15 protein-coding genes are annotated in these 18,933 nt (G+C 42.6%); 6 read left to right on the top strand and 9 right to left on the bottom strand.

Going from position 1 to position 18,933, the window contains the following annotated elements; translation table 11 throughout:
• Window positions 1-184: 184 nt before the first annotated feature.
• From ACR65F_RS11155 to ACR65F_RS11145, 3 genes are all read right to left on the bottom strand, one after another.
• Window positions 185-1,027 carry a tyrosine-type recombinase/integrase gene (locus ACR65F_RS11155; RefSeq protein ID WP_440504440.1) on the bottom strand — a complete coding sequence of 281 codons (843 nt, stop codon included), beginning with the start codon at window positions 1,025-1,027 and terminating at the stop codon, window positions 185-187.
• A gap of 281 nt (window positions 1,028-1,308) precedes the next feature.
• Complete coding sequence (locus tag ACR65F_RS11150; RefSeq protein WP_440504439.1) at window positions 1,309-3,546, bottom strand: PAS domain-containing sensor histidine kinase; 2,238 nt, start codon at window positions 3,544-3,546, stop codon at window positions 1,309-1,311.
• 336 nt (window positions 3,547-3,882) lie between these two features.
• The gene (locus ACR65F_RS11145; protein ID WP_440504438.1) at window positions 3,883-5,454 is read right to left on the bottom strand and encodes an amidohydrolase; all 1,572 of its coding nucleotides are present in this window, start codon (window positions 5,452-5,454) and stop codon (window positions 3,883-3,885) included.
• 98 nt (window positions 5,455-5,552) lie between these two features.
• On the opposite strand from ACR65F_RS11145, the gene ACR65F_RS11140 reads away from it, so the two are divergent.
• The 3 genes from ACR65F_RS11140 to ACR65F_RS11130 all read left to right on the top strand — a co-directional run bounded on the left by ACR65F_RS11140 (window position 5,553) and on the right by ACR65F_RS11130 (window position 9,844).
• Window positions 5,553-5,993 (top strand): YtoQ family protein, encoded by a 441-nt coding sequence (locus ACR65F_RS11140; RefSeq protein ID WP_039043272.1) that lies wholly within the window; start codon window positions 5,553-5,555, stop codon window positions 5,991-5,993.
• Between the two features lie 92 nt (window positions 5,994-6,085).
• On the top strand, window positions 6,086-6,898 hold the full coding sequence (gene pstB / locus ACR65F_RS11135) for a phosphate ABC transporter ATP-binding protein PstB (RefSeq protein WP_039043273.1): 813 nt from the start codon (window positions 6,086-6,088) through the stop codon (window positions 6,896-6,898).
• A 135-nt stretch (window positions 6,899-7,033) separates the two neighbouring features.
• A complete protein-coding gene (locus ACR65F_RS11130) occupies window positions 7,034-9,844 on the top strand; it encodes an ATP-binding protein (RefSeq protein ID WP_440504437.1) in 2,811 nt (936 codons plus the stop codon).
• On the opposite strand, the gene ACR65F_RS11125 is transcribed toward ACR65F_RS11130, so the two are convergent.
• Window positions 9,821-10,186 carry a ribosomal eL19 family protein gene (locus ACR65F_RS11125; RefSeq protein ID WP_440504436.1) on the bottom strand — a complete coding sequence of 122 codons (366 nt, stop codon included), beginning with the start codon at window positions 10,184-10,186 and terminating at the stop codon, window positions 9,821-9,823. The two genes, ACR65F_RS11130 and ACR65F_RS11125, sit on opposite strands and share 24 nt — an antisense overlap.
• 136 nt (window positions 10,187-10,322) lie before the next feature.
• Between ACR65F_RS11125 and ACR65F_RS11120 the strand changes: the two genes are divergently transcribed.
• The 3 genes from ACR65F_RS11120 to pstA are packed head-to-tail and all read left to right on the top strand — an operon-like array spanning window position 10,323 to window position 13,170.
• Window positions 10,323-11,288: a PstS family phosphate ABC transporter substrate-binding protein gene (locus tag ACR65F_RS11120; protein ID WP_440504447.1), complete on the top strand. Its 966-nt coding sequence runs from the start codon at window positions 10,323-10,325 to the stop codon at window positions 11,286-11,288.
• Between the two features lie 39 nt (window positions 11,289-11,327).
• Window positions 11,328-12,284, top strand: coding sequence for a phosphate ABC transporter permease subunit PstC (gene pstC, locus ACR65F_RS11115; RefSeq protein WP_440504435.1), 957 nt, complete (start codon window positions 11,328-11,330; stop codon window positions 12,282-12,284).
• A 1-nt stretch (window position 12,285) separates the two neighbouring features.
• The gene (gene pstA, locus ACR65F_RS11110) at window positions 12,286-13,170 is read left to right on the top strand and encodes a phosphate ABC transporter permease PstA (protein WP_440504434.1); all 885 of its coding nucleotides are present in this window, start codon (window positions 12,286-12,288) and stop codon (window positions 13,168-13,170) included.
• A gap of 50 nt (window positions 13,171-13,220) precedes the next feature.
• Here pstA and ACR65F_RS11105 read toward each other — a convergent pair whose 3' ends face one another.
• The 5 genes from ACR65F_RS11105 to cdaA form a co-directional block, all read right to left on the bottom strand.
• Window positions 13,221-13,595 (bottom strand): response regulator transcription factor, encoded by a 375-nt coding sequence (locus ACR65F_RS11105; RefSeq protein ID WP_440504433.1) that lies wholly within the window; start codon window positions 13,593-13,595, stop codon window positions 13,221-13,223.
• A 31-nt stretch (window positions 13,596-13,626) separates the two neighbouring features.
• Complete coding sequence (locus tag ACR65F_RS11100; RefSeq protein ID WP_440504432.1) at window positions 13,627-15,228, bottom strand: response regulator; 1,602 nt, start codon at window positions 15,226-15,228, stop codon at window positions 13,627-13,629.
• A 119-nt stretch (window positions 15,229-15,347) separates the two neighbouring features.
• Complete coding sequence (gene glmM / locus ACR65F_RS11095) at window positions 15,348-16,697, bottom strand: phosphoglucosamine mutase (RefSeq protein WP_039043279.1); 1,350 nt, start codon at window positions 16,695-16,697, stop codon at window positions 15,348-15,350.
• A gap of 38 nt (window positions 16,698-16,735) precedes the next feature.
• Window positions 16,736-18,097, bottom strand: a complete 1,362-nt coding sequence (locus ACR65F_RS11090) for a CdaR family protein (protein ID WP_440504431.1) — start codon at window positions 18,095-18,097, stop codon at window positions 16,736-16,738.
• Window positions 18,090-18,929, bottom strand: coding sequence for a diadenylate cyclase CdaA (cdaA, locus tag ACR65F_RS11085; protein ID WP_039043281.1), 840 nt, complete (start codon window positions 18,927-18,929; stop codon window positions 18,090-18,092). Before cdaA ends, ACR65F_RS11090 begins: the two co-directional genes overlap by 8 nt.
• Between the last annotated feature and the right edge of the window lie 4 nt (window positions 18,930-18,933).

Here is an 18,933-nt window from a genome sequence, read left to right as displayed (position 1 = left end):
GAAATTCACATGATGAATTTCCTGTGTTTTCATGCCAAAGGCATTTATCACAGAACTTGTCGCGCTGGCCCGTTTGCGGCATAGTGACTAATTAAAGTTCTACACCGCAACAACCATTTTAACTATTCATTCAATTTTAACATACTTACCAATAATTGAAATACTCTCCAGGAAAAAATACCCTTTAAAAGTATTTGGTGTAGAGATCGTATCTCAGTTTCCCACTAAGTTGAGCGTAAATTCTTGTTGTTTCACTTTTTTCGTGACCCAGGAGGCTTTGAATCACTTCAAGCGGGGCTCCGTTATCGATCATATGAGTCGCATAGCTGTGACGCAACTGATGAGGGTGGATTGTTTTTTTAATGTTCGTTCGACCTGATATCTGCTTCACTACGTACCTTAACGAATCTATGCTCATTCGCTTTATAGGATTACGCTCTGTGGCAAACAAGCAAGGATCCTCGTCCTTCCGTTCCTCTAAATACCTTTTTAACCAAATGGCACACCGCACATTGAAATACACTTCCCTCTCCCTATCCCCTTTGCCATGGACAATGACTGAGTTTCCCGTGAAGTCAATATCTTCCCGGTTCAATTTTGCCACTTCACCGATTCGGCAGCCCGTCGAATAGAAAAACTCAAACAACGCATTCTCTCTGGATGTTTGACAGCTTTCGCGAAGATGTTCAATTTCATGTTTGGTTAGGAATCTGGGAACGCGCTTTCCTATTTTTGGTTCTTTCAACTTTGAAGCTGGATTTTTCACTATAAATCCTTCCTCATGGGTCCATCTAAATAGTGATTTTACAAATCGTACACGGTGGCCTAAACTGGATGGTTTTAAATGTTCCGCAGCTTCTCCTAAATACTGTTTCAAGTTATCTGTTGTGATATCTCTTATGTTGACATCACCCAAATAGCGCGTTAACAGATCATATTGGTACCCGTATGTTTTCAATGTTAGAGGTGAATAACCTTCAATTCTTTTATCGGATTGGTATTTTCGCCACGCTTCCGATATTAACATCGTAACCACGCTCCCTTACTATGAATTAGGTATGAATGTGTTCGAGCTGAAAGGCAAACAAACCATTTCGTTTCGGCAACTCTTTATTTACCCATTACTTTCGATGGTGATCACCTCACTCCTTAAGCTTTGTCCATAGTTGCTCACTACCCAAGGTTTTAAAAAAGTACCTGCGACCGGAACTCTCATGGATGTTTAAGCATTCATGATTGTTTCTCACACAGATACGCTATTATTTACTTCATTACAATCAGGTCTCTTATCACAAAACACTTTTACTTTTATAAATAGATATCCGAAAACTCATATTTTATTAACTCATCTCTATCCATGTTACTTTTATGGGCCTGATTACTATTTGTAGTATCTATTCTTTTAATAGGAAGTTCTATAGTAAATGTACTCCCTTCATCTACAATGCTCTCTACACGAATACTACCTCCATGTAGCTCAGTCAAAGATTTGGCTATGGGTAAACCTAGTCCAGTACCTTCAGCTATGCGATTTAAATTCCTGTTCAACTGTGTGAATTTCTCAAAAATCGCATCTATATTCTGTTGGTCTATTCCTATGCCTTCATCTGTTACAGAGATGCTCACAGTATGCTTGTCTTTTTTCACTAGCCTTATTAATATGACTTCACCTGGAATAGAGAATTTAATCGCATTCGAAATTAGGTTAAGTAATATCCTATCAAATTTATAGACATCCACCGCCATATTCAGTTCTTCAAGTTCCGGATCAAATATTATCTTGATGCCTTGTGACTTTGTATATTCAGATACCGAATCTACAATATCATCTATTATCGCTACAATATTGTAAGTAGATAAGTTCAGTTCATGTAGTCCGGATTCTATTTTGGAAATATCCAATATATTATTTACGAGTCTGGTCAGCCTATAACAATTCCCTATTGTCATTTTACTTACACTTTTTATATCTTCTCTATGGTCTTCTAAAGAATCATGTTCCAAATATAAATTCAATAATTGAGCGCCACTGAATATTACCGTTAATGGAGTCTTAAGTTCATGAGAGGTGTTGATGAATAGTTCTTCTTGAGCTTTAAGAAGCTTAGCCATGGTTTTGTTAGCTAGTTCTTCATCCGATATATCTATTCCTAAAGCAATTATCTTTTCTACCTCATTATTTTGGTTGATAATAGGCTGAAAAATTGTTTTCGTATGATATGTTTTTCCATCTTTAGTAAACTCGAGTTTATGCAAATATGAGGATTGAGTTTCAATCGATTTATTAATATCTTGAGTCAATTCTTCTAAATCTTTGGTTCTATAGTAATTAAAAAAGTTTTTCCCAATTATATCCGACTCCGTTTTTATCTCTGGCCATTCTTCTTTAAAGGCTTTAAATGAAAACTGATTGAGATAATTAATTTTATAGTCTTTGTGAGAAAATGATGCATAGTACATAGAAATCTCTTCTACACTTTCTTGCAACGCTCTATATTCTTCGATTTTATAACCTGGTTCTATATTTTTATAGATCAGAATGCCACCATCTATATTCCCTTGCTCATCATAGATAGGTGTACCATCACATTCATAGTAAGTAGTCGGCAGTTCACTTGTTCCAACAACCATATGTTTAGTAAGTTTTTCTCCTCTTAACACCCTTTGTTCAGGAGTATCTTCAAATGATGATTTCTCTTTACTTGTATCATTCATATCAAAAGCATGATCTGATTCTATATCTGGGTTACCTGGAGCTAGAACTTGCTTGCCCACTTTATTTACATACGTATACTTTCCGTCCTTATCTAGAATCATTATGGCATCTGACATATTGTCTACAATGAATTCCATTTCGCTTCTTTGCTTTCTGAGAAGTTTTCTTTCTCGAGTTTTCTCCGTAACGTCATAAAAAGAAGTTACAGCATACTGCTTTGTTCCATCTCCTGCTATCATTTTCACATCAATGTCCCAATAAGTGGCTGATCCGTTAGAGCCGAGTGATTCCACTTCAAATTCATGAAAAGAAGTCCCTCGTTTAAGTAAATCTAAAATACTAGTCGAGAATGATGGACATTTTCCTATCGGATTGTCAGAAGCAATACCCATCAAGTGCAGTGTTGGGATGTAGTTTTCATCATGGCTAAGCAGAATACAATCCGGATAGCTAAATATTGCTGTAGAACCATTTCTATTCGTTTTGTTACCGCCAAAATTAGTTAACAAGAATTCTAGCGCTAGATTATTCTGTTCTTCAAAGTGATAAACTTTATGGTCTTCATTATCTAAGATATCAAAGCTAACTTTAACTTCTAATGGCACGTTATTGCTATTAAATATATGGGGATAATAGATATCTTTAATATCCTGAAACGCTATTTGATGTTCAGATTTTAATAATTTGTCTAATTCTATAAGAGATTTCCCCATCAAGTCACACTCTTCATAGCCAGTTAAGTGTAAGAAGCTTTCGCTCACCCTATAAATCATATTATCTCTAGTATAAAGAAGTGGATTTTTCTTTAAACTCTCTAAGCCGTTTGCCATAATGGATCACCTGCATGTTTTATTTTTATTTTCGGGGACACGTATTAGTAGAACCTATTTATATTCATCTATCAGATAGAAGGCGAATCAAAACCAAGGTGGAGTTAGGTCAAAATGATGGAACAACTGGTTTTCCTACATTATCAATAGCTATATTTTCGTTAAATATCAATTGCGTTCGTTTGCTGAATAAAATAATCTATCCTCACAATCATAACATTTATATGAGAATTATCGAACTACTTCCCAAAAACTTAATAGTAAAGGAAAACTTCTAATCCCATTTTTTAAATGTAGGATTAGAAGTTCAGGTTCAACTATAAAGTATACGTTTTACTAACCTTTATACATAATCTCTCCTGCCACAACGGTCATGACGGTTTTCGCTTTCAGCATGTCCTCACTTTCTACTGTCATCAAGTCTCGATCCAGAATGGTGAAGTCGGCGTCATAACCTTTTTCGATTTTACCGCGACTGTCCGCTTTGTCCATGGTTGCCGCACTACCTGAAGTAAATAGAGCAACAGATTCGTAGCGACTCAGCCTCTCATCAGGAAGATAGCCTTCGTGCGTTTCTCCTGGCTTCCGACGGGTTGCAGCTGCATAGATTCCGAGCAATGGATCCACTTCTTCGACAGGGGCATCCGAACCCCCACCGCATATGAAGCCACGGTCAATCAGTTTTTTCCATGCGTACGCCCAATCCATCCGATCTTCACCGAGGCGGTCTTTGGCCCAAGGGAAGTCAGATGGTACAAACACTGGCTGAATGTCTAGAATGACCGGAAGTTTCTCAAGACGATCTACCAGTTCATCACTCAAAACATTGACGTGGATGATGCGATCACGTTTTCCTGCTGCAGGTGGGTTTACTTCTATCACATCAAGCAATTTTTCCAACGCTTTGTCACCAATTGTATGAACTGCGACCGCTTCACCATACTTCCTTGCAACCGCGACGTTTTCTCGGATTTCTTCATCTGTCAGCACTGCCATCCCTGAATTTCCCGGATCATCGGAATAGGGTTTGCTAAGAAGCGCGGTTCTACCACCAAGCGCCCCATCGATGAAGAATTTCATCTCTCCGCCGTGGATCCAAGGTTCATCATAAGTCGCCTCATCTTCCATCAGTAATTGAAAGACCGTCGAACGGCGCAGCAAATGCGCACGGAATTTCAACTTGTCCTCACCAATCGCATTCCGAAACGCCTGAAGCGGGTTGCGGTAGTCTTCATAATAACCAAGGTCATCCGTCACAGCACCTGTAATCCCACGAGCCAACAAGTCTTCAACGGATGCTTGTAACGCCCGCGTGAGTGCCGCTTCGTCTGGCACCGGTATGACTGCTTCTATCAGATCAGCGGCACCTTCAAGTAGTAGTCCCGTCGCTTCTCCTGAGTCATCCCTCACAATCGTACCGTTGCCCGGATCAGGCGTATCTTTCGTGATACCCGCCAGTTCCAAAGCTTTCGAATTGGCAAGCGCAGCATGACGACATGTGCGTTTCAAAAACATAGGCGACGTGCTAATTGCATCCAGCTCAGAACGAGTCACAATTCGACGGTCTAAGAAGTTATTTTCGTTCCATCCGTCCGCTGTAAACCACTCACCTGCCGGATGATTCTCATTGGCTTCTTTCAGTCTCTTAAGCATATCTTCTGCAGAATTGACGTATGACAGATCCAATTGTAACAATCGGCTACCGTGCCCAATCATATGCATATGACTATCGATGAACCCTGGATACATGACAGCACCTTGCAAATCCACTTCATTATCTGCTTGCGCGCGTAAAGTATCGAAGGTCCCTACTTCAAGAACCGTCCCATTTTCCGTCAAAACAGCTTCTACTGTCTCGCCTTCTTTTCGCATCGTGTAAATCTTGCCATTATGCCAGATCGTCTTCATATCCCCATCGCACTCCTTTTTCCTTAGTGTACTCGCCCCGACAATTTGAGGCAATATTCTGCTACAATGAAATCACTAGAATCTAGGAGGAGATCCAAATGGAATTATCGGTATATTTAGCAGGTGAAATCCACAGTTCATGGCGTGAGGAAATTAAAGAAAAAGCAGCGGCCCTTCGTTTACCCGTCACGTTTTATGGCCCAATGGAAGACCACGACCGTTCGGACAATATCGGAGAGGAAATTCTCGGGAAGCAACACGATGCCGTGGCAAAGGATGCTGCTGCGTCGAGCTTTAATAACTTGCGTACGGAATTGCTCCTTAAGAAATGCGACCTTGTCATCGCGTTATTCGGTGAAAAGTATAAGCAATGGAATACGGCAATGGATGCAAGCACTGCGGTTGCACTCAACAAGCCGTTGATTTTAATCCGTCCTTATGAGCATCACCACGCGCTCAAAGAACTATCTAGAAAAGCCCATGCGACGGTAGAAACACCTGATCAGGCACTGAAAGCACTTAAATACATTTTCGAGTGAACAATATTTACACAATCTTTACACTGCCTTCATACCAACTCAACACTTCTTCTCTATACTGATGAAGAAGTTACGAGAAAGGGGCAGCGAACATGACTACATTGACAAATTACCGACCTGCCACACGGTTACGGGTCGTTGCACGAACTGAAGCGCCCGCACCGATTTTTACAACGGAAGGTTTGAACGTTTGGTATGGAACCACTCATGCACTAAAAAATATCGATCTAACGATTTATGAAAACGAAGTGACTGCAATCATCGGCCCCTCTGGATGTGGCAAGTCCACCTATTTAAAAACGTTGAACAGAATGGTCGAGACCGATCCTGCCGTAAGGATTGCTGGTACCGCCAAATTTAAAGAAACAGATCTTTTACATGCAACCGTGGAACGTCTTCGATCCGAAGTGGGTATGGTGTTCCAAAAGCCAAATCCATTTCCGAAATCGATTTATGACAATGTCGCCTATGGACCAAAGCTTCATGGCATCCGTAAAAAGGCCATGTTGGACGAAATCGTAGAGAACAGTCTGAAGAAAGCCGCTCTATGGGATGAAGTGAAAGACCGCCTGTCCTCCAGTGCATTCGGACTCTCTGGTGGACAACAGCAACGACTCTGTATCGCACGTTCACTCGCAATCGAACCTTCTGTCTTACTCATGGACGAACCCACATCCGCTCTAGATCCTGTGTCCACAAACAAAGTGGAAGAATTGATCGGCGAGTTGAAGAAAGACGTCTCCATTGTCATTGTGACGCACAATATGCAGCAAGCTGCACGAATTTCCGATCGTACTGCCTTCTTCTTGCATGGGGAAGTAGTTGAATTCGATCGAACTGAAGCGATTTTCGAGCGACCATCCAGTCATTTGACGGATGATTATGTAAACGGACGTTTTGGATGAACTATAAACGGGCTATTCCCTTCTTAATGTAGGGGAATAGCCCGTTTTTTTCTATTACAATAGAAAAAACTACTACGGGTAATTTACTAGCGTGATAGAATAGGAGTATCAAATTAAAAGATAATGAGGTGTACCGTGCCTAGAAAGAGCATTCGTACCTATTATATGAGAATTATTGCAGCGCTCTCGATCGGATTACTTCTATTACTTGGAGCCGCTTATTTCTATAGCACCTCCACGTTTGAACAACGGAGTGAAAAGCTAGTTGCACAAACTGAGAAAGCAAAAGTAATTAGTGAACTCTCCGACAGCATCACTAATCTCTTCTTTCGAACCCGTGGATTCTACGCGTTCAAACTCGAACACGAACTGAAATCAGCTCATAAAGAACTTCGTAAAATTGATGAGTTAAACAACAGATTGAACGCGATTGAGTTAACAGAGAAAGAACAACAATTCACCAATGAAATCAAAGGATTCGTTTCTAATTTCGAAAAGGTTATTCTTCCTAAAGCCGTACAATTAGTAGACAACGATGACTACGAAGGCTTGCGTGAATTGTCTGGTGCCGGGACAAATCTTTCAGTCAATCAGTTCATCAAGTATGCAGACCAATACGAACAGCAGGCAAAAGATGATCGAGATGAATTTTATCAAAAATCCGAACAGCAGTTGAATCAGCTCTATCTAGCTATTCTGCTTGTAGGAATTGTTGTGCTCCTATTCCTCGTTTTCTTCAGTTGGCGAGTCGTCAGTAAGCTCATCTCTCCGATTGAATCCATGACATCCGCAACTGAACGCTATATGTCCGATCAGGACGTGAATTATGAACCCGAAATCCGGGAAGATGAGCTTGGATCACTTTCCCGTTCATTTGCAGGAATGATGGAAACGATACAAGTGAAAGAACAAGAATTACTAGCTCAAAACGAAGAACTTTTGTCCCAACAAGAAGAGTTACTCTCTCAGCAGGATGAATTATTCAACCAGAAGAAACAACTCGAAAGTGCTCTCACAGAAGCACGCAATTCAAAAATACGGTTAGAACGCTATAACGGACTGAGTCATCAGCTCTCTTTTTCAGACGATGCGAAAGGGATTGCAACTTCAACCCTTAACTACTTGGATACACTGTTTTTCATTGACCAAGGAATGATCTATCTGCCTTCGACTAATCAGCATGTGTTACAAGGATTTTCAGAAGAGGCATTTGCAAACTATCCTGATGAGCTCGCGCAAGCTGCTCTTGAACGTTTAAAGAAAGAGCCCTACTTCCAAGTTGAGCGTGTATTGAAAGACAGCTCAATCTCTTATGATTTTTACGCTGCACCACACGTTACCGGTCAAACTTTTAAAGCACTGTTCGTACTTAGTAGTTCATCATGTGAATTTTCAGCAGAAGATCAGGCAGACTTATTCGCGCTTGCGAGCCGTGTTTCGTTCGCAATTGACCGAATCGATCAACATGAACTCATTAGTAAGGAGCGTCAATTGAACCGTACGATACTCGATAATCTAGAAGAAGGGATTCAGTTCATCTCTATGGAAGGAACCCCTGTTCAAGTGAACCAGGCGCTATCGATCTTAATTGATCAGCCTTCTGAAACGCTTTCTCAGCAGGACTGGAAAGAACGAATGGCTGAACTATCCACTAACCCAGAGGCGCTCACAAACTTTATAAATGCTTCTCTAGAAGACGAAACTTCTGGACTTGCAGAGACGGTCTATACAGTCAAAGGCTCAGAAGCGAAAGTGATTTCGCTCTATGGATCTCCTGTACACTATGAAGGACAGCGGATTGGCACGCTGTTTGTCCACAGGGATATTACACAAGCATTCGAAGTAGATAAAATGAAGACAGAGCTCGTCTCAACGGTTAGTCATGAACTACGTACCCCTCTATCAAGTATTCTTGGATTTACCGAATTACTCATTGGTAAAGAGATGGATAGTACAAGGCGCTCCCGTTATCTTGATGCAATTTATAAAGAAGCAAAGCGTCTGACCTCTCTTATCAACGACTTTTTAGACGTGCAGCGCATGGAGTCGGGGAACCAGGAATACACGATGCAAGAAGTGGACATTGTGGACATCGCACAGCAGACCATTCAGAACTTCCCAGCACAGGATCATCATTCGATTGCATTACAGGTGAATGATGATCAAACTATATGCATGGGTGATTCGGATCGTCTTGTTCAGGTTTTCACGAATTTGCTCAGCAATGCCATTAAGTTCTCTCCAGATGGTGGAGATGTACGTGTGACACTTGCTCAACAAGGTAATCATTTAAAAGTCACCGTCCAGGACCAAGGACTTGGCATTCCGGCGGATGAATTGAAGCATATGTTTGAAAAGTTCTATCGATTTGATAATACGTATAGAAGAAAAATCGGTGGCACCGGACTGGGTCTTGCGATATGCCGAAAGATCATCGAAAAACATGGTGGTGAAATAACAGTGGAGTCTGAGGAAAACGTGGGCACTGCAGTCAGCTTTACACTTCCATTAAAACCATCCCCGGCGCGCTTGCCCGAACGCTCTGACTTGCCCGCCATCGTAGTAGTCGAAGATGATCCAAGCATCGCTCTTTTGCTAGAAGAAGAATTGAAAGCGCATGAATATGAGGTGTTCCATTTTCACGACGTCGTGAGTTCGTTCGCTCATGCGAAGAAGCATCAGCCAGACTGCATGGTCATCGACTTAATGCTTCAAGAGGAGCTAACCGGTTGGGATTTAATCGGCATGTTGAAGGGTGACGTCGAGACGCGTCAAATCCCAATCATTATTTCTTCAGCGCTGGAACGTGAGGAAGAGTTGACCCGCAAGTTTGGAATCAGTCATTATATGACGAAGCCTTATCCGCTTCGTACACTTTCTGAAACCGTTGCTGAAACGCTGAAAGTGGATGACGGGCGAATTTTATATCCTACGAATGATGAGTAACACGAGCCACTGGGTGAGCAGGAAGTTTCCTGCATCGCCCGGTGGCTTTTTTGATTGGGGTTGGTTGTGGGAACGGGCGGGTTGATGGCCGATACGGGCGGGTTCTCCTCCGGAACGAGCGGGCTGGCCGCCGGAACGGGCGGGTTCTCCGCGAATACGGGCGGGTTGACCGTCGAAACGAGCGGGTTCTCCACGAAAACGGGCGGGTCGACCGCCGATACGAGCGGGTTGACCAACGGAACGGGCGGGTTCTCCTCCGGAACGAGCGCGTTGACCGCCGATACGAACGGGTTCTCCTCCGGAACGAGCGGGTTGACCGCCGATACGAGCGGGTTCCACCACGGCAACGAGCGGGTTCCCCCCCTCCCCCCCATCTTTACACAGTCTTTACACTTCTCCCATACTGCCTTTACACTCCATCCCTATACTAAAAGTTGAAAGGCACACAAAACATAAACAAAGGGGAGAACATTCATTGATCAAATCCATTAAAAAAACCATTCTAATCGGAGTGGCGGCTCTCGCACTTACTGCTTGTAGCGCAAAGGACGAAGAAAGTGGCACTGCTTCCGCAACTGCATCTTCGGAACTTGAAGGAAGTGTTCTCATCGATGGATCTGGAACGGTTTACCCGCTCATGGCAAAACTCGCTGAAAACTACATGCTCGATGAACAAGAAGGCGTCTCTGTAGAAGTAAGTCGCGCCGGCACGAGTGCTGGTTTCAAGAAATTCCTTGTAAAAGATGGAACAGATTTCAACGATGCTTCTCGTACTATAAAAGATGAAGAAACTCAAGCTGCTGAGGATGCGGGGATTGACGTGAAAGAACTCAAGCTCGCACTCGACGGTCTTACGTTCGTCGTCAATAAAGATAACGATTGGGTCGATCAACTGACACCTGAACAGCTTATAAGTATTTTCACAGCAGACGGTGAGGTAACAAAATGGTCGGATCTGGATCCTTCTTGGCCTGACGAAGAAATCAAGGCAATGGGACCGAACGAAAACCATGGAACTTACGAATTCTTCTATGAAAAAGTGTTGGAAGAACAAGATTTAAAGTCCTCTGTTAACTTGCAACAAGATTACTCAACACTCGTTTCACTCGTATCAGACGATAAGAACGGTATTGCATTTTTCGGATTTGGCTATTACGCAGGTAACCAAGAGAAACTAAAAGCAGTCCCTGTAGACTTCGGGAACGGACCGGTTGAACCTTCACTTGAAACAATCGCAGAAGATGGAGACTATGCAGCATTCACACGTCCTGTGTTTACGTATTTGAATGTCGGACACGCAAAAGAGAAACCACAAGTGCTCGACTACGCAAAATACGTCCTGGAAAATGCAAATAAGATGGCAGGCGAAACTGGATTTGCACCGATTCCGGAAGCTGAGAGTAAAGAGAACTTGGACTTCCTGAATTCACTAGGTGATAAGTAAAACATCGCCACTCATCGTAGAAAAGGAGGATGAGAGGTTATGACATCTCCATTCCAAGCAAGCTCAAGTAGCAGTAGCGGCATTCGTGACCTTATCCGTCACAATCAGGATAAGAAGTCGTTCAGAAAAACAATTGAAGTCTGGATTCCAAGATTTCTGTTCCTGCTCGCTTCCTTATCCGTACTAACGACGGTAGGCATTCTCATTATTTTATTGACAGAGGCTATTGAGTTTTTTAAAACAGTGCCAATACTCGACTTCTTCACTGGAACTGTGCTGAAACCACTTAGTCAAACACCCGCCTTTGGTATACTTCCCCTTGTAATGGGGACACTTGTGTCCTCTGGGATTGCGATCTTGGTGGCGGGTCCAATCGGTCTCATGGCAGCAATCTATTTGAGTGAATATGCTTCACGTCGGGTACGGAGCGTCCTGAAGCCTGCACTGGAATTGCTTGCAGGTGTGCCGACCATCGTCTATGGGTTCTTTGCATTCACATTTGTTACTCCATTGCTTCGAGAATGGATACCTAGCTTAGAAGCTACGAATATTTTGAGTCCTGGTTTGGTAATGGGTGTCATGATCATTCCGATGATTGCTTCACTTTCAGAGGACGCGATGCGCTCAGTCCCTCAAGCAATGCGTGAAGGCTCGGCAGCACTCGGTTCCACCAAACTGGAAACAGCCCTGAAAGTGGTTGTACCGGCTGCATTATCCGGCATCATCGCTTCCTTTGTACTGGGGATTTCACGTGCACTCGGAGAGACGATGATCGTCGCAATTGCAAGTGGCAGTTCGAAAAACTTCACGTTCGACATCACAGAATCTATGCAAACAATGACAGCCTATATCGTAGAAGTTACAAGTGGTGATGCGGCAGCAGGGTCTACAGTTTACTATAGCTTGTACGCTGTCGCGATGACGTTATTTGCAACGACGTTACTGATGAACTTACTGGCAGGGAAAATCGCGCGTAAGTTCAGGGAGGTGTACTAATATGCTTCATACACGACAATCGCCAAATTCATCTAGAATTCGTTTCCGTCTTCTCGCAGACCGCGCAGCTAAAATAGTGTTTGGAGCTGCTGCTCTGTTTGGAATTGTCATCATGGGCATCTTGTTAGTTCGAATTACTTCCGAAGGCTTGAGTTGGCTTTCACTCGATTTCCTAACAGGACGTTTTTCCACTACACCTGAACGAGCTGGGATTATGGGAGCCGTACTCGGTACTTTCTGGTTGCTAGCTGTTGTTGTTCCTGTAACAATGCTGATTGGAATTGGTTCAGCCGTATACTTAGAACTCTATTCAAAGAATGGTAAAATCCGAACGTTCATACAAACCAATATTGGGAATCTTGCAGGTGTCCCATCGATTGTCTTCGGAATTCTTGGATTGACGGTATTTGTGAGAGCACTCGGATTTGGAAGTGTCGTACTCGCTGGGGGCCTGACCTTATCGTTGCTCATTCTCCCTATCGTCATTGTTTCAGCTCAAGAAGCACTTCGATCTGTTCCGCATCAGCTCGGAGATGCTTCCTACGCACTAGGCGCTTCCAAGTGGCAAACCATTCAATCTGTTATTTTGCCAGTCGCTTTACCAACAATTTTGACAGGTGCAATCTTAGCTCTTTCAAGAGCAATTGGAGAAACAGCACCGCTTGTTGTCCTAGGAATACCCGCGTTACTTATCCCGTTCCCAGGTGGAATCTTAGATCGTTTCACGGTCTTACCGATGCAAATCTACTACTGGACATTGGACGCAGCACTGGTTGCAGACTATGCTCACTTAGCTGCAGCCGCTAGCATTGTGTTGCTCATCAGTCTATTTCTTTTGAATGGCTCTGCTATCTACTTACGGAACAAATACACGATTAAAGCGTGAAGACGCAAAAACGCTAGCTCCTAAATAAGGAGCTAGCGTTTTTGTTTGTCTTACACAGCATCTTCCAAGACTTGTGTTACCAGTGCAACAAGTTCAGAAGGGCTGAATGGTTTAGGCATGAAATAATCTGCTCCAAAATGAGCAGCTAAGTCACGATCTGATTGCTGAGCTTTTGCAGTCAGCATAATTATCGGGATTCCAAGTTGGAGCGGTTGTAAGCGTTCTAAGACCTCTGGCCCTGTTAATTTTGGCATCATGTAATCAAGGAGGATGACATCGTATTGACCAGTTGCCGCTTTGTCGAATCCTTCTTGTCCATCCTGCGCTTCTTCCACCGCATACCCTTCAAAAGAAAGCGTATCAGCGATCAGCATTCGTAAAATCTCTTCATCGTCGACCACCAATATCTTCTTGCCTTCTTCCATGAGCGATCCTCCTGGTCTAGTCAAATTTGTATTAAAACATTCTAGATGATAAATTCTGGATTCGAGATAGAATTTCATTCTTTTGGAAAGGTTTCATCAGATAATCGTCGGCGCCTAGCCAAAGTGCAGACTTAATATCCTCTTCACTCGTGCGGGCCGTCATCATTGAAACTAAGACATTGTTTGTATCGGGTCTTCTCTTTAGTCGTTCCAATACTTCAAGTCCATCCATTCCAGGCATGATGCCGTCCAGAAGGATAATGAAGTTGGTATCCGGTTCATACCAATCTGCTGCTAGAAATGATACTCCATCTTCAAACAACTTCACAGACAACTCAATGTCAGGTAAACTCCATCCACTCAGTTCTTCCTCCAGCATCGTCCTGATCAGAAGGTCATCATCGACAATGATGACTTGAAGTTTACGCTTTACTTGGACTATACTCTTATCAAAAATCACACTTCGATTCCGCCCAGTGCGTTTTGCTTGATAGAGCGCTTGGTCTGCTTCAATAAGAAGCATTTCCAATCTACCTTCATATTCCGCGATTCCTGCTGAAAACTTGACAGAAAATGAGCGATCGCCATCTTCGAACACAAGCTTGTTGAAGGACTCACGCAACCGTTCTACGAATGTATTTGCTTCCTCTTTGTCACCTGTAATGAGCATGACAAATTCTTCTCCTCCATAACGGAAGATATAGTCGGTTTCCCGTTTTTCGTCGAGGGCGATCCTGCTAAAAGCCCTGAGAACTTCATCTCCTGTGTGATGTCCATATGTATCATTTACACTTTTAAAATGATCTAAGTCCATCATTACAACAGAGAATGGCACGCCAGAGCGTTGCGAGAGTCTTTCACAGTATTTTAGCATCTCATCTAACCGTTTTCGATTACCTACACCAGTCAATCCGTCTGTCGTAATGGATTGACTAATTGCTTTTCGTAATTTATCTCGATTAAATACAAAAGGTACAAATACATCCAGTTCAAATGGCTTTCTTATAAAATCCATCACCCCTGCTTCATACGCTTGGCTAATCACTTCATTGGAATGGTTACTGCTCATTAAGATGGAGATTACATGCCGATCACTTGCAGTATCACAAATTCTCTTATAGACTTCCAAACCTGTCATATCCGGTAGTTGTAAGTCAATCATCACCATATTCGGTTGCATATCGTAAAATTGCTGTATACCGCGCTTGCCATTCATGGCGACAAGAACTTGCGCGCCTAGCTGTTCCAACAATTCCTTTACGAATGACACGAACTCCAAATCGTCATCTATGAGTAAAATGAAGGTCTCTTGGTCAAAATGATTCACATATAAGTCCGGCAATACGATATCCCGTCTTTTCTTCTTGTCACCATTAACCAGTAGACGAATGTTCTTTTTAAAGTTCTTTAAAGAAGAGACTGGAATACCTGTTTCATCATCTGGAGACAAGATTTCTAAATGTGCACTGCAAAATTCTGCTAGATCATGAAGTCCGATTGTTCCAGCAGTTCCTTTCAATGTATGAAGAAACGCATAGAGCTCGGACTCATTCACCATCTTTTGAGTGTCCCACTTTGTGAAAGATTCCTCTGTCTTTCCAGCTAACAGTTTACGATACTTTTCGTAGTCCACACCTACACCCCCGTTCCCTACTACAATCGTCCTTATCCCCTGGACACATTTCATGTGATAATTTTGAAAAGAACTGAAGCCCTTTTAATCCAGGAACTTCAGTTCTTCATCCATTTACGTTAGTCTAATCCCATCTCTTGAGTGACCACATTTACTATTCGGGTGCTATAACTTTCACACGCTTCTGTTGTCGGTGCTTCCACCATCACACGAACTAATGGTTCTGTTCCAGAAGGTCGTACGAGAACCCGTCCTTCTCCAGCCATTTCAACTTCCACTTCGTTGATAATCGCAGCGACTTTTGCATTATCCGTTACTGCATGCTTATCCGTCACTCGGATATTCACAAGCTTTTGAGGATAAATTGTCATACCACTCGTCAATTCAGACAACTTCTTACCTGTTCGCTTCATAATATTCACAAGTTGCAGTCCAGTGATAAGACCGTCTCCCGTTGTATTATAGTCCAGCAAAACAATATGCCCTGACTGTTCGCCGCCAAGATTATAATTGCCTTTACGCATTTCTTCTACAACATAGCGGTCACCTACCGCTGTTTGGGCACTTTGGATTCCTTGGTCTTCTAACGCTTTGTAGAATCCAAGATTACTCATCACCGTTGAAACAATCGTATCTGAATTCAATGCGCCTTTTGAGTGAAGATAACTACCGATGACATACATGATCTGGTCTCCATCTACAATCGTTCCCGTTTCATCGACTGCAATTAAACGGTCTCCGTCACCATCAAACGCAAGTCCAATTTGTGCATTCTTCTCAAGTACAAGCTTCGCGAGTTCTTCAGGATGAGTCGAGCCCACACCATCATTAATGTTTAAACCATTTGGGGATGCCCCCATAGTAGTTAGGTCTGCTTCTAAATCTGCAAACACGTGTGTCGCAATCGTAGAAGTTGCACCGTGTGCGCAATCGAGGACAACGTGCATGCCTTCAAAATCACCGTCTATTGTTTGTTTCAAATACTGATTGTATTTTTGACAGCCTTCGAAGTATTCTGTAATGGTTCCTACATCGCCACCTGTTGGGCGTGGTAACGTATCTGTCTCCGCATTTAACAGCTGCTCAATTTCAGATTCAAGATCGTCCGACAGTTTAAAGCCATCTGCTCCAAAGAATTTAATGCCATTATCTTCGACTGGATTATGTGAAGCTGAAATCATAACACCCGCTTGAGCATTCATGGCTCTCGTTAAATAAGCGACTCCTGGTGTACTAATTACGCCTAGTGTCATGACTTCGACTCCTGTTGACAAAAGCCCAGCGATTAACGCACTCTCTAACATTTGACCAGAAATACGAGTATCTTTTCCAACAAGAACACGTGCTACCTCTGTTGAATGTTGCGTGAGGACGTGACCACCGAAACGACCTAACTTAAATGCCAATTCCGGAGTCAATTCTGCATTTGCAACGCCTCTTACACCATCCGTACCGAAATACTTAGTCATTTTCATTCTCCCTTTCGATCCTATCCATTCTGCGTATTTTACGCTTGTTCAACCATTACGGTAATATCTTTAAAACTAACTTCATATTGAACATCCGATGGTACCTGCACAAAGATCGGCAGAACGTGGTCACCTACATGGTTCACACTTTTAGCTTCTGCAAACACCATAACATCCGATTCAGTTAGCGCATCGATCACTTTTTCTTCGCCCGTTAACGTAACTGCTGCTACCCCATCCGAAGGCTTTACAATTCTTCCTTTAAAACTCTTGTCTAAACCATTTATTCCAATTTGTATCCCAGTGAATTTACGAGTCTTCTTAGTGACGGTGGTAGGTTCCTGTCCATCTGTAGAAGGTTCTTCTGTTGCAACATCTGAGTTGGTAGAGTCTCCAGAAGACGGTACTTTTGCTTCGTCATCGGACTTGTCTCCATCAGCATTTTCCTTTTCTGCCTCTGGAGATACTTTGACGTCAATATTGACGTTTACTTTGTCAACAGACATTTTGAGAACACCCTTTGGTTTTGGCAATTCAATCGATTGCTTCCCACTTCCGGTAAGCTCACTCACATCTACATCCACGTTCAGCTGATCGATAGCATCTACCGTTTTACGAGGGCCATATAAGGTAACCATTTTTTCATCAGACGTTAAGGAGTTGACTGTAACTCCATCTTTCGTTTTTCCTTTTTGCTTAACGGAAATCGGCACCTCTTTATGATACGCTTCTACATCCACTTTTACAGTGACTTCTTCCGGTTCAATAGTAACATTCAATTTATTTAAATCCCGATCGAGTACTCGAACTCTTCCTTTTTGCTCAAACGATTCGTTGATTTCATTGTCACCAGTTACAGAAACCTTTACAAAGCTGATGGAATCCACAACACTTTTAGCACCTGTTACTTCAATCGTCGATGGGTCCACTTCCATTTTCACCAGTTCGAAATCATCTGCCAGTAACTTATCGTTCATTTCTGGATCCACTCTAAACGATTGTGTAATTTTCTCTTCAATGTCCACTTCAATCGTTGCTGGATCCAATTCGACTTTGATTTTATCTGAAATATTTTCTGTTTGAATTTGAACCGTATGGCTTCCCATCGGCATACTTCGCAAGTCGACTTTTAAAGTAAAGTCTTTAAGCAATTTTGTAGTCTGCACTAAATTTGTAGGTCCTGAAATTGTCATATTGACTGTTTCAGGAACTCCCGTAACTACGAGGTTCTCGTTGTCGTAATATACTTCAACAGGAACATCACGAATGATCCCCATTGAGTCTCCTACATTTGCAAGAGATTTTTTTTCCTCGTCTGCACGTACGGAAAAGAAGAGAGATAGCGCAAGTGCGAGTGCCGTTAATCGCAAAAACCAAGGACTATCCATAAATTTATCCATTTTTTCTCTTCCCCCATTTCCAAATGGAGTTTACAGCACTAACAGCTGTAGAGTCTCCGAACCAAGCGAGACGTACAATCCGTTCAAATTCTTCCATCGAGACATTACGATTAATATCGCCGTCACTTGTCACACTAACTGCACCGGTTTCTTCGGAAACAATAATGGTGAACGCATCGGTCACTTCACTAATCCCTAGAGCTGCTCGGTGGCGTGTTCCCAACTCTTTTGAGATGAACGGGCTTTCCGAAAGTGGTAAATAACAAGCTGCTGCTGCAATTTTGTTTTTTTGAACAATAACTGCACCATCATGCAGTGGTGTATTCGGAATGAAGATATTAATGAGCAATTCTGATGAAATATCAGAATTCATGGTGATACCGGTCTCAATGTATTCACTTAAGCCCGTTTCTTTTTCCACTGTAATGAGCGCTCCGATTCGTCGTTTCGCCATATAGCTCACCGATTTAGTAAATGCACTAATCAAACGGTCTCTCTCTTCTTCCTCCTGCATTTGTGTCCGAGCGAACAGTCGACCTCGGCCAAGCTGTTCCAGCGCTCGACGCAACTCAGGTTGGAAAATGATAATCACAGCTAAGAAACCAAATGTCAGGACTTGCTCTACCATCCATTTCAAGGTATCTAGACCGAGCAATTCAGTCAAAATACGGACGATTAAAATAACAAAAATCCCTTTTAATAGCTGTACAGCTTTTGTTCCTTTGATAATTGTGATGAGTTTATACACAACAAACCAAACGAGAAGCACATCCAAAATGGCTTTCAAGACTTCAACAGCATTCATATTTGTAATTATTCCCCAATCAGGCATGCGC

Source organism: Sporosarcina sp. SAFN-010 (genome assembly GCF_059415065.1).
Note: the sequence above shows the minus strand (reverse complement) of the source record. Positions and strands in the feature narration are given on the sequence as shown.